This window comes from Curtobacterium sp. AG1037, assembly GCF_003349855.1.
GTDB lineage: Bacteria > Actinomycetota > Actinomycetes > Actinomycetales > Microbacteriaceae > Curtobacterium > Curtobacterium citreum.
On the sequence record NZ_QQAO01000004.1, the window covers coordinates 60,428 to 74,992 of the forward strand.

11 protein-coding genes and 1 tRNA gene are annotated in these 14,565 nt (G+C 71.5%); 1 reads left to right on the forward strand and 11 read right to left on the reverse strand.

Annotated features, from left to right (window positions below; genetic code table 11):
- Positions 1-46: 46 nt before the first annotated feature.
- The 6 genes from DEU32_RS07120 to polA form a co-directional block, all read right to left on the reverse strand.
- Complete coding sequence (locus DEU32_RS07120; protein WP_114849936.1) at positions 47-994, reverse strand: SDR family NAD(P)-dependent oxidoreductase; 948 nt, start codon at positions 992-994, stop codon at positions 47-49.
- Positions 984-3,068: an excinuclease ABC subunit UvrB gene (gene uvrB, locus DEU32_RS07125; RefSeq protein WP_180225335.1), complete on the reverse strand. Its 2,085-nt coding sequence runs from the start codon at positions 3,066-3,068 to the stop codon at positions 984-986. The genes DEU32_RS07120 and uvrB overlap by 11 nt, the downstream gene beginning before the upstream one ends.
- An 86-nt stretch (positions 3,069-3,154) precedes the next feature.
- Positions 3,155-3,757, reverse strand: a complete 603-nt coding sequence (gene coaE / locus DEU32_RS07130; protein ID WP_114849937.1) for a dephospho-CoA kinase — start codon at positions 3,755-3,757, stop codon at positions 3,155-3,157.
- Between the two features lie 108 nt (positions 3,758-3,865).
- The gene (gene rpsA, locus DEU32_RS07135; RefSeq protein ID WP_058742916.1) at positions 3,866-5,329 is read right to left on the reverse strand and encodes a 30S ribosomal protein S1; all 1,464 of its coding nucleotides are present in this window, start codon (positions 5,327-5,329) and stop codon (positions 3,866-3,868) included.
- A 244-nt stretch (positions 5,330-5,573) separates the two neighbouring features.
- Positions 5,574-7,253, reverse strand: coding sequence for a DUF885 domain-containing protein (locus DEU32_RS07140; RefSeq protein ID WP_114849938.1), 1,680 nt, complete (start codon positions 7,251-7,253; stop codon positions 5,574-5,576).
- A gap of 286 nt (positions 7,254-7,539) precedes the next feature.
- The gene (gene polA / locus DEU32_RS07145) at positions 7,540-10,212 is read right to left on the reverse strand and encodes a DNA polymerase I (RefSeq protein WP_114849939.1); all 2,673 of its coding nucleotides are present in this window, start codon (positions 10,210-10,212) and stop codon (positions 7,540-7,542) included.
- A gap of 116 nt (positions 10,213-10,328) precedes the next feature.
- On the opposite strand from polA, the gene DEU32_RS07150 reads away from it, so the two are divergent.
- A complete protein-coding gene (locus DEU32_RS07150) occupies positions 10,329-10,697 on the forward strand; it encodes a PaaI family thioesterase (RefSeq protein ID WP_058743365.1) in 369 nt (122 codons plus the stop codon).
- 20 nt (positions 10,698-10,717) lie between these two features.
- On the opposite strand, the gene DEU32_RS07155 is transcribed toward DEU32_RS07150, so the two are convergent.
- The 5 genes from DEU32_RS07155 to DEU32_RS07175 all read right to left on the reverse strand — a co-directional run bounded on the left by DEU32_RS07155 (position 10,718) and on the right by DEU32_RS07175 (position 14,511).
- Complete coding sequence (locus tag DEU32_RS07155) at positions 10,718-11,188, reverse strand: GNAT family N-acetyltransferase (protein WP_114849940.1); 471 nt, start codon at positions 11,186-11,188, stop codon at positions 10,718-10,720.
- A 237-nt stretch (positions 11,189-11,425) separates the two neighbouring features.
- Positions 11,426-12,031, reverse strand: coding sequence for an ANTAR domain-containing response regulator (locus tag DEU32_RS07160; protein ID WP_022903868.1), 606 nt, complete (start codon positions 12,029-12,031; stop codon positions 11,426-11,428).
- A gap of 182 nt (positions 12,032-12,213) precedes the next feature.
- Positions 12,214-12,294: transfer RNA gene (locus DEU32_RS07165), tRNA-Leu, on the reverse strand.
- Positions 12,295-12,301: 7 nt separating this feature from the next.
- The gene (locus DEU32_RS07170) at positions 12,302-13,831 is read right to left on the reverse strand and encodes a HAMP domain-containing sensor histidine kinase (RefSeq protein ID WP_258554805.1); all 1,530 of its coding nucleotides are present in this window, start codon (positions 13,829-13,831) and stop codon (positions 12,302-12,304) included.
- Positions 13,828-14,511, reverse strand: coding sequence for a response regulator transcription factor (locus DEU32_RS07175; protein WP_175325191.1), 684 nt, complete (start codon positions 14,509-14,511; stop codon positions 13,828-13,830). The genes DEU32_RS07170 and DEU32_RS07175 overlap by 4 nt, the downstream gene beginning before the upstream one ends.
- Positions 14,512-14,565: the final 54 nt, after the last annotated feature.

Genomic DNA, 14,565 nt, shown 5'->3' on the forward strand with positions numbered 1-14,565 from the left:
ACGAAGCCGCACCGACATCCGTCCGGGCGTGGCGGTCCGGATCGGATCAGACGAGTGCGTCGAGAGCGAACGCGACACCCGTGGCCCGCTCGCTCGCGGTCCACAGCCGTGCTGCGGCGGTGCGGTCGTGCGCCCGGATCCGAGCGGGCACGACGGCCGGTGCGCCGGCGAACTGCAGCGGGCCGCCGGGGCCCCAGTACTCCCCCGAGCGGACCCCGTCGCCGACGGCGGCGTGCACGAGCGGCCACGCCCCGGCGTCCTTGCCCTGGGCGACCCAGCCGGAGCCCGCCCGCATCCAAGCCGGCTCCGAACGGGTCGGCGCAACGTCGGGCCGTGGCGGGGCGGCGGCGTCGAGCGCGAGCCCGGGGTGGGCCACCACGCTCGCCACGGAGGACCCGGCGTCGGCGAGCCGCTGGGCCAGCTCGAAACCGAACAGCATCACCGCGAGCTTGCTCCGGGCGTACTGCCGGTGTCCCTCGTACCGGCCGGTCGCGAGCGGGTTCCGGGGGTCGAGGGTCGCGAAACGGTGCGCGATCGACCCGAGGTGCACGACCCGACCGGCGTGCTGGTCGAGCAGCGGCAGGGTCAGGGCGGTCCAGGCGAAGTGCCCGAGGTGGTTCGTGCCGACCTGCAGCTCGAACCCCTGCGCGGTCTCCTGCCGCTCGGCCGACCCGACGACCCCCGCGTTGTTCAGCAGCGCGTGCACCGGCCCGAGGTCAGCGAGCCGCTCGGCCGCCGCACGGACGCTCGTCAGGTCGGCGAGGTCGAGGTGCAGGATCGCGAGGTCGGCGCCGTCGACGTGCCGTCGGATGCTCCGCTCGGCAGCAGCGCCGCGCTCCGGGTTCCGCACCGCCAGGACGACCCGGTGCCCCTTCGCCGCGAGCTGCTCCGCCGCGTGGTACCCGAGCCCGGCGCTGGCGCCCGTGACGACGACCGTGCGCCGGCTCGGAGCCCGGTCGGCCACGGCGTCAGCGGACACGACCTCAGCGGACATGGCCGGCGGACTCCATCTGCCGGAGCGCCTTCTTGAGGTCCTGGACCTCGTCGCGGAGCCGCGCGGCGAGCTCGAACTTCAGCTCGGCGGCGGCCTGCAGCATCTGATCGTTGAGGTCGGCGATCGTCGCCTCGAGCTGGGTCGCACCCTCGCCCGCGATGCCCTCGCGCTTGAGGTTCGGCGTCGGCGACTTCCGGCCGTCGGCCGCCGGACGTCCCTCGAGCAGCGCCTTGGTGTCGTCGTTCTCGCGCGCCAGGATCTCGGTGATGTCGGCGATCTTCTTGCGGAGCGGCTGCGGGTCGATGCCGTGCTCGAGGTTGTACGCAACCTGCTTCTCGCGGCGACGGTCGGTCTCCTCGATGGCCTGCTGCATGGAGTCGGTCATCTTGTCGGCGTACATGAGCACCTGGCCCGAGACGTTGCGTGCCGCGCGGCCGATGGTCTGGATGAGCGAGGTCGACGAGCGGAGGAAGCCTTCCTTGTCGGCGTCCAGGATCGCGACGAGCGAGACCTCGGGCAGGTCGAGGCCCTCACGCAGCAGGTTGATGCCGACGAGGACGTCGTACACGCCCTGGCGCAGCTCGGTGAGCAGCTCGACGCGCTTGAGGGTGTCGACGTCGGAGTGCAGGTACCGCACCCGGACGCCGGCGTTCCCGAGGAAGTCGGTGAGCTCCTCGGCCATGCGCTTGGTGAGCGTCGTGACGAGCACCCGCTCGTCCTTCTCGACGCGCTGCTTGATCTCCTCGAGCAGGTCGTCGATCTGCCCGTCGCTCGGCTTCACGACGATCTCCGGGTCGACGAGGCCGGTCGGGCGGATGATCTGCTCGACGACGCTGTCGGTGATGCCGAGCTCGTACTTGCCCGGGGTGGCCGACAGGTAGACCTTCTGCCCGACGCGGTCGAGGAACTCCTCGAACGTCAGCGGACGGTTGTCCAGCGCGCTCGGCAGGCGGAAGCCGTGCTCGACGAGCGTCCGCTTGCGCGAGGCGTCGCCCTCGTACATCGCGCCGATCTGCGGCACGGTGACGTGCGACTCGTCGATGACGATGAGGAAGTCGTCCGGGAAGTAGTCGAGCAGGCAGTGGGGGGCTTCGCCGGCGTCACGACCGTCCATGTGCCGCGAGTAGTTCTCGATGCCCGAGCAGAAGCCGATCTGCTCCATCATCTCGATGTCGAACGTCGTGCGCATCCGCAGACGCTGGGCCTCGAGCAGCTTGCCCTGTCCCTCGAGCTCGGCAAGCCGCTCGGCCAGTTCGTCCTTGATCCGCTCGATCGCGCGGTGCATGACGTCGGTGTCCGCGACGTAGTGGGACGCCGGGAAGATCGACACGGCGGGCAGGTCGTCGATCACGCTGCCGGTGAGCGGGTGCAGGGACGACAGCGCCTCGACCTCGTCCCCGAACATCTCGATGCGGATCGCGTGCTCTTCGTACATCGGGATGATCTCGATCGTGTCCCCGCGCACGCGGAAGGTGCCACGCGCGAAGTCCACGTCGTTCCGCTGGTACTGCATCCCGACGAACTTCCGGACGAGCTGGTCGCGCGAGATGGTCTGTCCCACGTGCAGCGCGACCGAGGCGTTCATGTACTGCTCCGGCGTGCCGAGGCCGTAGATGCACGAGACGGTGGAGACGACCACGACGTCACGGCGGCTGAGGAGCGAGTTCGTGGTGGAGTGCCGGAGCCGCTCGACCTCGGCGTTGACGGAGGAGTCCTTCTCGATGAAGGTGTCCGTCTGCGGGACGTAGGCCTCGGGCTGGTAGTAGTCGTAGTACGAGACGAAGTACTCGACGGCGTTGTTCGGCAGCAGCCCGCGGAACTCGTTCGCGAGCTGGGCGGCGAGGGTCTTGTTGTGCGCGAGCACGAGCGTCGGCCGCTGCACCTGCTCGATGAGCCAGGCGGTCGTCGCCGACTTGCCGGTACCCGTCGCGCCGAGCAGCACGACGTCGGTCTCACCGGCGTTGATGCGTCCGGCGAGCTCCGCGATCGCGGCGGGCTGGTCACCGCTCGGCGAGTACTCGCTGATGACCTCGAACGGACGGATCGCCCGGGTGGGCTCGATCGACACTGCCATGGCGTCTACGGTAGTAGGGACCGCTGACACCGACCGCGCTGCTCGCCACGGGCGGAACCGAGCGAGACCGGCGCGGACGCGAGCGGTCAGTGGGTGAGCTGCTCCCAGACCGCGTCGGCGGACCGGATCGTCGCCTCGAGCGTCCCCGTGGCGTCGACGACGTGGTCGGCCAGGGCCAGGCGCTCCGCATCGCTGGCCTGCGACGCCACCCGTCGCTCGGCCTCGTCCCTGGCCATCCCCCGGTGAGCCACGAGCCGCTCGATGCGCTGTGCAGCGGGCGCGTCCACGACGACCACGGCGTCGAACCGCAGCGGGCGCCTCCCCCGCGCCTCGGCGAGGAGCGGCACGTCGTACACCACCACTGTGTCCGGGTCCGCCGCCTCGGCCGCGTCGAACGCCCGCTGCGCGAGGCGCCAGACCTCCGGGTGGGTGATCGCCTCGAGGTCCCGCCGTGCCACCGGGTCGGCGAACACCACGGCCCCGAGTGCCGGGCGGTCGAGCGACCCGTCCGCGGCGATCACGCCGGGGCCGAACCGTTCGGCGACCTGCGCCAGCCCCGGGCTCCCCGGAGCCACCGCGTCCCGCGCCAGGCGGTCCGCATCGACCACGACGGCGCCGTGCTCCGCCCATCGACGGGAGACGGTGGACTTGCCCGCGGCGATGCCGCCCGTGAGACCGATGATGCGCACCCGACCAGGCTAGCGACGCGCGGCCCCGGAACGCCGGAAGCCCGGAACGCCGGAAGCCCGGCACCCCCGTGGGGGTGCCGGGCTTCCGGGACGGTGTGACCCGCTCGATCAGTTGCTCGAGCTGAGCTTCTCGCGGAGCGCCGCGAGCGAGGCGTCGTCGGCCAGGGTGCCCTGACCGTTCGACTCGCTCGTGAAGGACGACGAGGTCGACGCGCTGGCCGGCAGGTCGAAGTTGCCCTGCGCCTCGTCGGCGATGGTCTTCGCGACCTGCGCCTTGTGGGCCTCCCAGCGCGACTGGGCGGCCGCGTACTGGCCCTCCCACTCGGTGCGCTGGGCGTCGTAGCCCTCGAGCCACTCGTTCGTCTCCGGGTCGAAGCCGTCCGGGTACTTGTAGTTGCCCTGGTCGTCGTACTCGGTCGGCATGCCGTAGAGCGCCGGGTCGAACTCGGTGCCCTCCGGGTCCACGCCCTCGTTCGCCTGCTTGAGGCTGAGCGAGATGCGGCGACGGTCGAGGTCGATGTCGATGATCTTGACGAAGACCTCGTCACCGACGGAGACGACCTGCTCGGCGAGCTCGACGTGCTTGTTCGAGAGCTCCGAGATGTGGACGAGGCCCTCGATGCCGTCCGCGACACGGACGAAAGCACCGAACGGCACGAGCTTCGTGACCTTGCCCGGCGCGATCTGACCGATCGCGTGGGTGCGGGCGAAGACCTGCCACGGGTCCTCCTGCGTGGCCTTGAGCGAGAGCGACACGCGCTCGCGGTCCAGGTCCACCTCGAGGATCTCGACGGTGACTTCCTGACCGACCTCGACGACCTCGCTGGCGTGCTCGATGTGCTTCCAGGAGAGCTCGGAGACGTGGACGAGACCGTCGACGCCGCCCAGGTCGACGAACGCACCGAAGTTGACGATCGACGACACGATGCCCTTGCGGACCTGGCCCTTGTGGAGGTTGTTGAGGAACGTGGTGCGCGACTCGGACTGCGTCTGCTCGAGCAGGGCGCGGCGCGAGAGCACGACGTTGTTGCGGTTCTTGTCGAGCTCGAGGATCTTCGCCTCGAGCTCCTGGCCCAGGTACGGGGTCAGGTCGCGGACGCGACGCAGCTCGATGAGCGAGGCGGGGAGGAAGCCGCGGAGACCGATGTCGACGATCAGGCCGCCCTTGACGACCTCGATGACCGTGCCGGTCACGACGCCGTCGGACTCCTTGATCTTCTCGACGTCGCCCCACGCACGCTCGTACTGCGCACGCTTCTTCGACAGGATCAGGCGACCTTCCTTGTCCTCCTTCTGGAGGACCAGGGCCTCGACCTCGTCGCCGACCTCGACGACCTCGTTGGGGTCGACGTCGTGCTTGATCGAGAGTTCGCGCGAGGGGATGACACCCTCGGTCTTGTAGCCGACGTCGAGGAGGACCTCGTCGCGGTCGATCTTCACGACGGTTCCGGAGATCAGATCGCCGTCGTTGAAGAACTTGAGGGTCTTCTCGACCTCGGCCAGGAAGTCATCAGCCGAGCCGATGTCGTTGATGGCGACCTGCTTGGGAGCCTTGGTCGTGGTGGTTGTCATGTAGAGATTGCTCCGAACGGACATGAGTCGGGCCGTGACGGCGAGGGAGCGACCCCCTGGTCCGCACCGATCGTCGGTACGAGCCGTCATGGCAGTGATTGGTTGGCGCGGATTGCGCCGCCCAAGTCTAACCACTGGTCGCGGGGCCCCACAACCGGGCGTGTCGTCGCTCGGACCGGCCGAGGGGCGGACTGGAGGATCGTGGCGGCGCCGCCACGATCCTCCAGTCCGTCCGCCACCGGCGTCAGCCGAGCAGCGCGGTCCGCAGCGTGTCCAGGCCGACACCACCGAGCGCGAGCGCGCGGTGGTGGAAGGCCTTCAGGTCGAACGCGGCACCCTCGCGCGCCGCGAGCTCGTCGCGGATCGACTCCCAGACGCGCTGGCCCACCTTGTACGACGGGGCCTGCCCGGGCCAGCCGAAGTAGCGCGCGACCTCGAACTGCACGAACTCGGGCGCCATGTTGACGTTCTGCCCCATGAAGTCGAGCGCGTACTCCCAGGTCCAGCCCCCGCCGTCGGGGTTCGTCTTCTGCAGGTGCACGCCGATGTCGAGCACGACACGGGCCGCGCGCATCCGCTGGCCGTCGAGCATGCCGAGGCGGTCGCCGTCGTCGTCGAGGAAGCCGAGCTGCTCCATCAGGCGCTCGGCGTACAGCGCCCAGCCCTCGACGTGCCCGGACGGACCGGCGAGCTGCCGGCGCCAGGTGTTCAGCTCGCCGCGGTTGTAGACGGCCTGACTGATCTGCAGGTGGTGGCCGGGGACGCCCTCGTGGTAGACCGTGGTCTTCTCGCGCCAGGTCCCGAACTCGGTGACGCCCTGCGGGACGGACCACCACATGCGGCCGGCCCGCGAGAAGTCGTCGGAGGGGCCGGTGTAGTAGATGCCGCCCTCCTGCGTGGGGGCGATCCGGCACTCCAGGCGCTTGATCGGGTCGGCGATGTCGAAGTACTTCCCGTCCATCGCGGCGATCGACGCGTCGCTCGTCTCCTGCATCCAGCGCTGCAGGGCGTCCGTGCCGTGCAGGATCCGGGCCGGGTCGGCGTCGAGCACCTCGATGGCCCGCGCGACCGAGGCGCCGGACTCGATGCGGTCGGCGATGCGCTCCTGCTCGTCGCGCATGCGGGCGAGCTCCTCGATCCCCCACTCGTACGTCTCGTCGAGGTCCACGACCGCGCCGAGGAACCGACGGGAGTGCAGCGCGTAGTCCTCGCGTCCGACCGCGTCCACCGGGGTGGCGAGCGGCAGGAGCTCGTGCTCGAGGAACCCGCCGAGCGACCGGTAGGCGGCGGCCGCGACCTCGGCACCGCGGCTGAGCTCGGTGCGGAGCGCCTCGGGCAGGGGCTCCCCGCCCTCGAGCGCGGCCCCGTCGACGAGCTGCCGGAAGAAGCCGTCCTCGGCGCCGTTGCGCGCTGCCTGCTCGGCGATGAGGGCGACCTGGCGGCGTGCGGGCGTCACCTGCTCGCGGGTGCCCTGGAGCAGCGTCTCGCGGTAGCCCTCGAGGGCGTCGGGCAGCGCGTGCAGGCGCCCGGCGACGTCCTGCCAGTCGTCGGTGGTCGCGGTCGGCATGAGGTCGAGCACGTCCCGGAGCTCCTGCGCGGGGCTCGCGATGACGTTCAGGTCGCGTAGGTGGAGCTTCCGCTCGTGGGACTCGACGACGAGGTCGAGCTCGGCACCCAGGTCGGTCTTCGTCACCCGGTCGACGTCGTCGGTCGCGTCGGCGGCGTCGAGGGCACGGCGTGCGGCGCGGGCGGCGTCCGCGAGGGCGTCCGCGCCGGCGGGCGAGGTGTCGCCGTAGGCCCCGGTGCGTCCGGGGACGCCGATGTACGTGGCGACGGTGGGGTCGAGGTCGACGAGGGTGGTCACCCAGTCCTCGGCGACCCGGTCGACGGCGGAGGGCTGACGGACGGGACGGTCTTCGGTCATGCCCCGACCCTACTCAGGGCACGGTCACACGCCGGGCGCCGATCCGCGCAGGGGGTGCCGTTCCGCACGTGGCAGGTCGATCCGCGCGAGGGGTGCCGTTCCTTTCGGCCTCCTCCGCGCGGTTCACCATCCCAGGTCACGTGCGATGGGCAGGAACACTCACCACGGACGGCGCAGCACCACGGACGGACGGGAGGCACGGTGCCAGCCGGCACCGTGCCTCCCGTCCGCTCGTCGCCGCGGCAGACGGAGCAGGGCGGGCCCGACGGGCCGCGCCCGACCCGCGTCAGTGCGCCGCGGCCTCCCAGTTCGGGCCGACGCCGACGGAGACGTCCAGGGGGACGCTGAGCTCGGCTGCGCCGCCCATCCGGGTGCGCAGGATCTCCTCGACGCGCTCCTGCTCGCCGGGGGCGACCTCGAGGATGAGCTCGTCGTGCACCTGCAGCAGCAGATGCGACTCGAGCCCGCCGTCCCGCAGGTCGGCGTCGACCCCGAGCATCGCGATCTTCATGATGTCCGCCGCGGACCCCTGGATCGGCGCGTTCAGCGCGGCGCGCTCGGCGTTCTCGCGGAGGACCCGGTTCGGGCTCTTCAGGTCGGGGAACGGCCGGCGGCGGCCGAAGATCGTCTCGGTGTAGCCGTCCTCGCGGGCCTGCTCCACGACCCCGCGCAGGTAGTCGCGCACGGCGCCGAAGCGGGCGAAGTACTCGTTCATGAGCGTGCGCGCCTCGGACTGGTCGATGCGGAGCTGCTTCGACAGGCCGAACGGGCTCAGGCCGTACGCGAGGCCGTACGACATCGCCTTGACCTTCGTGCGCATCTCGGCGCTGACGTCGGCCGGCTCGACCCCGAAGACCCGCGCACCGACGAAGCGGTGCAGGTCCTCGCCTTCGTTGAAGGCCTGGATCAGTCCGGGGTCACCGGACAGGTGTGCCATGATCCGCATCTCGATCTGCGAGTAGTCGGCCGTGACCAGGGTCGTGTACGGCTCGGCGACCGCGAAGGCCGAGCGGACCCGGCGGCCGACCGCGGTCTTGACGGGGATGTTCTGCAGGTTCGGGTCGGTCGACGAGATCCGGCCGGTGCTGCTGCCGGTCTGCTCGTAGCTCGTGTGGATGCGGCCGTCGACGACCGCGGCGTCGAGCGTGTCCACGATCTGCCGGAGCTTCGTCGCGTCACGGTGCTGGAGCAGCAGCCCGAGGAACGGGTGCGGGTGCTGCTCCTGCAGGTCGGCGAGGCTCGCGGCGTCGGTCGAGAAGCCGGTCTTGGTCTTCCGCGTCTTCGGCATCGCGAGCTCGGTGAAGAGCACCTCCTGCAGCTGCTTCGGCGAGCCGAGGTTGACCTCGTGCCCGATCTCGGCGAACGCCTGCTGCGCGAGCTCCGCGGCGCGCTCCCCCAGGTCGTGCGACAGCCCGGTGAGGACGGGACGGTCGATCGCGACGCCGGTGGTCTCCATACCGGCGAGCACCGGCACGAGCGGCAGCTCGATGGTGTCGAGCACGCGGAGCGAGGACTCGTCGACGCGGGCGCGCAGAGCGGTGTCGACACGGAGGACGTACCAGGCGTGCACGCCGACGTTCACCGGGTCGGTCTCGGGGACGAGCTGGTTCGGGTCGGCGGTCGGCAGTTCCTCGCCGAGCTCCTGGTACACGAGGTCGGACAGCGGCTGGCCCTGCTTGCCCGGCTGGGCGAGCCACCCGGTCAAGCGCGCGTCGCCCGCGATCCCCCGCACCGTGAACCCGACCGTCGCGAGGGCCTTGATCGCGGCCTTGGCGTCGTGGAAGTGCTTGGGCGCGTCCGAGGCGAACCAGGCCGCGAGCTGCTCGTAGTCCTTCGTGCCGCTGCCGCCGGGGACGAGCACCGCGTCGTCGTGCGTCGCGATGCCGATGGCGCTCAGTCGGCCGTCGATGACCTCGACCGCGACGCCGAACCCGTTCTCGGCGTCGTTCGCGGCCTTGCGGTCGAGCCAGTACCCGAGTTCCTCGTCGATGACGGTCGTGACGGGCGGCGGGGTCGGTGCACCGCTGTCGACGGAGCCCGCCGACTCCGCGACGTCGGACGGCTCGCCCGTGCCGGCGACCTTGAACACCCGGTCGAGCAGCGTGCGGAACTGCAGCTTCGCGAAGAGGTCACGGACCGCCTGCTCGTCGAGCGGTCGGAGCGCCACGTCGCCGGGGCCGACCGGCAGCTCGACGTCGTTCACGAGCCGGTTCAGCTTGCGGTTCCGGATCGCCCGGTCCTTCTGCTCGCGCAGGTTGTTGCCGACGACGCCCTTGATCTCGTCCGCGTGCTCGAGCACGCCGTCGAGCGAGCCGTACGCGGTGATCCACTTGACGGCGGTCTTCTCGCCGACCTTGTCGATGCCGATCAGGTTGTCGCTGGTCTCGCCGACGAGTGCCGCGATGTCCGGGTACTGGTGCGGCTCGATGCCGTAGCGCTCGTACACTTTGTCGCGGTCGTAGCGGGTGAGTTCGGAGACCCCGCGGACGGACGGGTAGAGCAGCGTGACGTCGTCGTTCACGAGCTGGATCGAGTCGCGGTCACCGGACACGACGTAGACCTGGTACCCCTGCTCCGAGCCCTGGCGGGCGAGGGTGGCGAGGATGTCGTCGGCCTCGTAGTCCTCCTTCGTGACCGTCGTGATGCCCATCGCCTCGAGCGCCTGCTGCAGGAGCGGGATCTGGCCCTTGAACTCGGCCGGGGTCTCGGAGCGGGTGCCCTTGTAGTCCTCGTACTCGCGCGTGCGGAACGAGAAGCGGGAGATGTCGAACGCGACGGCGAGGTGCGTGGGCTTCTCGCGCTGGAGGAGCATGAGCAGCATCGAGATGAAGCCGTGGATGGCGTTCGTGTGCTGCCCCTCGCGGTTCACGAAGCTGTCGACCGGGAGCGCGTAGAAGGCCCGGAAGGCGAGCGAGTGGCCGTCGATGACCATGAGGGTAGGCTTTGCGGAGTCCGACACCCGGACAGCCTACCGACGCCATCCGACACGGGAGTCCTGCGCGCGTGACCGACGAAGCGACCACCACCGGAGCCCTCGCCGACACCGGGGTGGACCCCCGACTGGCCGACCGGGGCATGGGCGAACTCGCCGAGAAGATGGGCATGGTCATCACCGAGCTGACCGCCGAGCGTGCCGTCGGTTCCATCCCGGTCGAGGGCAACCGCCAGCCCGTCGGGCTCCTGCACGGGGGCGCGTACGTCGTCCTCGCCGAGAGCCTCGGTTCGATGGCCGCGAACGTGCACGCCGGCCCCGGCCGCTACGCCGTGGGGATCGAGCTGAGCGCGTCGCACTCACGGAGCGCCACGAGCGGCCGCGTCACCGGCACCTGCACGGCGATCCACCTCGGCGGCACGCTGACCACGCACGAGATCGTCCTGACCGACGACGAGGGCCGTCGGTGCTCGACCGTGCGCATCACGAACATGATCCGCGAGCGGCGCTAGTCCCGTCCGGCGCCGGCGGGTCAGTCCTCGGGCGGGCGCTGCAGCAGCAGCCGGGCGTCACCGAATCCGAGCCGCCGGTAGAGCGGCTCCCCCATCGCGCTCGAGTGGACCACGACCCGCTCGGCTCCGGCCTCGTCGGCGAGGTCGAGCAGCGCGGCGACGAGGGCGCCGGCGACGCCCGCACCGCGCAGGTCCGGGTGGACGTAGACGCTCTGCAGCTCCGCGGCGACTCGCCCGCGAGGCCGGTGCGGCACCGGCGGCCTGGTGTTCAGCGCCAGCCACGCCATCCCGAGCACGACGCCACCCCGTTCCGCCACGACGCACCGGTGCGACGCCGCGTGCTCGCGCGCGAACGTCGCGGTCGCCTCGCGGTACTCGCCGGGCGTCGCCGTCGGCGCCCGACCGGTCTCGTCCACGCTCCACCGCCACCGCAGGTCGGCCACCGCCGCCATGTCCTCCAGCCGGGAGGCACGGATCACCACGTCGTCCATGCCCCCACCTTGCCAGGTGGTCGGCCCGGCGGCGGGGCCGGGACGCGCCTCCGGTCCGGTGCAGTGCTGCGCTGTGCTGCGCGTCGGGTTGCGTCGTTGGAGCACTCCTCGTCGGGTCCTGCGCCTCGACTCGACCGGGACTGCTCCATCGACTGTGAGCCGGGCGTCCGCCCGGGAACGCAGGAGCGCCGCCGGACGATGTCCGGCGGCGCTCCCGCGTGAGCGAGCGGGTGCTCGTTACTTCTTGGCGCTGAGCTGCTCGATGATCGCCTTGGCGACGTCGTGCATGGTAAGGCGGCGGTCCATCGAGGCCTTCTGGATCCAGCGGAACGCCTCGGGCTCGGTGAGGCCCATCTTCTCGTTCAGCAGTCCCTTGGCGCGGTCGACGAGCTTGCGGGTCTCGAAGCGCTCGACCAGGTCGGCGACCTCGGCCTCGAGCGTGATGATCTGCTGGTGGCGTGAGAGGGCGATCTCGATCGCGGGCAGCAGGTCGTTCGGGGTGAAGGGCTTCACGACGTAGGCGAGGGCACCGGCCTCGGTCGCACGCTCGACGAGGTCCTTCTGGCTGAACGCCGTGAGGAGGACCACCGGAGCGATGTGGTTCTTGGAGAGCTTCTCGGCCGCGGAGATGCCGTCGAGCTGCGGCATCTTGACGTCCATGACGACGAGGTCCGGGCGGAGGTCGGTCGCGAGCTGGACGGCGGTCTCGCCGTCGCCGGCCTCGCCGACCACGTCGAACCCGTTGTCGCGGAGGATCTCGACGATGTCGAGACGGATGAGCGACTCGTCCTCGGCGACGACGACGCGACGCGGTGCTGCTGGGGTTGCTTCTGTGTCACTCACGTCGGAGAGCCTACTAGACGGAGCAAGACCGGTCCGTCAGGCCCTCCCGGCCCTTCGGGGCCGGGCTGTCCGTACGAGTGGCGGGACCCCCGGGTCGGCGCAGCCCGCGCGCCGTGAGCCGTCCTTGTACGAGTGGCGGGACCCCCGGGTCGGCGCAGCCCGCGCGCCGTGAGCCGTCCTTGTACGAGTGGCGGGACTCGAACCCGCACGCCGTGAGGCAGAGCATTTTGAGTGCCCCGTGTCTACCGTTCCACCACACTCGCGAGGACTTCAGGCTAGCAGCACGTGCCCCTCCGCCCGGTCCGTCGTCGGCCCGACGGCGACCGCCGGAAGGCGCAGCTCGAACACCGCGCCGCCGAGCGCTCCCGTCCCGGACGCGTGCGCGAGTGTCCCGCCGTGCGCGACGGCGATCCCGCGGGCGATCGGCAGCCCGAGTCCGGCGCCGCCGGAGCGGACGTCGCGTGCGGCCTCGAGCCGGACGAGCCGGTCGAACACCCGCTCGCGGTCGGCCTCGGGGACGCCCGGTCCGTCGTCCTCGACGCGGAGGACCGCGACGGCGTCGTCGCGGGCGAGGGTGACCGTGATCGTGCCGGATCCCCCGGTGGCACGGGCCGCGTTGTCGACCAGGTTGCCGAGCACCTGCGCGAGCCGGTCCGGGTCGACCTCGGCGTGCACCGGGTCGTCCGGCGCGCGGAGGTCCAGGGTGACGGCGGGCAGCCGGAGCCGGAGCCGCTCCACCTCTGCGCGGACCCACGGCACCAGGTCGGTGGTCCGGCGTTCGAGCGCGATGCCCCGGTCCAGCCGGGCCATCGTGAGCATGTCGTCGACGAGCCGCGCTGCCCGGTCGGCCTGGCGGACGACGTGCACGGCGAGGACCTCTCGGGTGGCGGCGTCGTCGTCCCCGCTGCGCACGAGGGTGTCGGCCGCCGCGCGCACCCCCGCGACCGGGGTCCGGAGCTCGTGCGCGGCGTCGGACAGGAACGAGCGGACCCGCTCCTCGGCTGCGAGGGCCTGTGTCTCCGCACCCTCGACGGCGTCGAGCATCTCGTCGAAGGCGACCGCGACCCGGCCGATCTCGGTGTCGGTCCGGGACGGTCGGAGTCGCCGCCCGCGGTCCCCACCGGCGATCGACCGCGCGGTGTCGGTCATCTCGTCGAGTGGTCGGAGCGATCGACGCACGACGAGCACGACGCCGACCACCGCGACGCCCAGGAACGCTGCCGAGGCGCCGCCCATCACCCAGCCGAGCTGCGTGAGGGTCTCCTGGACGTCGCGGGTGCCAGCGGTCAGCGTGATCCGGGTGCCGTCGTCCAGCGTCGACCGGAGGGTCAGCACGCCGTCGTCGTCGGACACCGAGGACGCGGTGATCCGGGCGCCCGACGTCGTGCTCGTACCGGTGCTGGTGGCCGAGCCCGAGGTCGTGCCTTCCGACCCTGCGGCCCGCTTGCCGGCGGGGCCGGGCAGCCCGGCCGGATCGGGCGGGCCGGAGCGGAGCTGCTCGGGCGTCGGTCCTGCCTCGACCGCCGCGCCGTCGGGCTGCACGATACGGACTGAGAGCCCCTGCGCGGAGAGCCGGTCGGCCAGGTCGTCGGCGTCGAGCACCCCGACGAGGGCCGCCGCCGCCGAGGCCCGGTCACGCAGGCGGTCCTCGACCTGGGCCCGGAGCCGGGCGCCGAGGACGGCCTCGACCGCGACGACGAGTCCGGTGAGCAGCACGGCCAGCAGGGCGATGATCGCGACGACGGTGCGCAGCCGCAGCGAGGTGGTCCGCAGCGGGGACGTGGGCAGCGGCCCGGTCACGCGGCGCCCCGGTCCACCGCGAGCCGGTACCCGAGTCCGCGGACCGTGTGCACCAGGCGCGGGCCGTGCGCCTCCATCTTCCGGCGGAGCGCGCTGAGGTGCACCTCGACCAGGTTCGCCGCGACCGCGTCGTAGCCCCAGACCTGGGTCGTGATCTGGCCCTTCGACACCGTCCGCCCGCGGCTCTCGGCCAGGAAGCAGAGCAACCGGAACTCGGTCGCGGTGAGGTCGAGCAGCACCCCGTCCCGTCGGACCGTGGCACCCTCGGGGTCGATCACCAGGTCGCCGACCTCGATCACCGTCGGCACACGACCACGGCGGCGGAGCACGGCCGTCACCCGGGCCACGAGCTCGGCCATCGCGAAGGGCTTCACCACGTAGTCGTCGGCACCCTCGGCGAACCCGCGGAGTCGGTCGTCGAGCTCGTCGCGCGCGGTCATCATCACGACGGCGGCGTCCGACCGGGCCCGGATGCGTGCGGCGAGGAGGATGCCGCTCGGCCCGGGCAGCATCCAGTCGAGCAGGACGAGGTCCGGGACGGCTCGGTCGAGGTCGTCGAGGATCGTCCGGCCGTCGGGGGCCGCGGCGACGAGGTGTCCCTCGGCGCGCAGGGTCGAGACGACGGCGGTGCGGAGGGCGTCGTCGTCCTCGACCACGAGGATGCGTGCGGGTGCGTTCACGGCGGACACCGTACGGTCCGTCGTTGAGCACGGAGCATGGAGCCAGCTGGAGAA

Bases quoted from the DNA above. Each gene is read 5' to 3' on its own strand.
- DEU32_RS07120 (WP_114849936.1), bottom strand. From the start codon at position 994: ATGTCCGCTGAGGTCGTGTCCGCTGACGCCGTGGCCGACCGGGCTCCG.
- uvrB (WP_180225335.1), bottom strand. From the start codon at position 3,068: ATGGCAGTGTCGATCGAGCCCACCCGGGCGATCCGTCCGTTCGAGGTC.
- rpsA (WP_058742916.1), bottom strand. From the start codon at position 5,329: ATGACAACCACCACGACCAAGGCTCCCAAGCAGGTCGCCATCAACGAC.
- DEU32_RS07140 (WP_114849938.1), bottom strand. From the start codon at position 7,253: ATGACCGAAGACCGTCCCGTCCGTCAGCCCTCCGCCGTCGACCGGGTC.
- DEU32_RS07150 (WP_058743365.1), top strand. From the start codon at position 10,329: ATGGGCGAACTCGCCGAGAAGATGGGCATGGTCATCACCGAGCTGACC.
- DEU32_RS07155 (WP_114849940.1), bottom strand. From the start codon at position 11,188: ATGGACGACGTGGTGATCCGTGCCTCCCGGCTGGAGGACATGGCGGCG.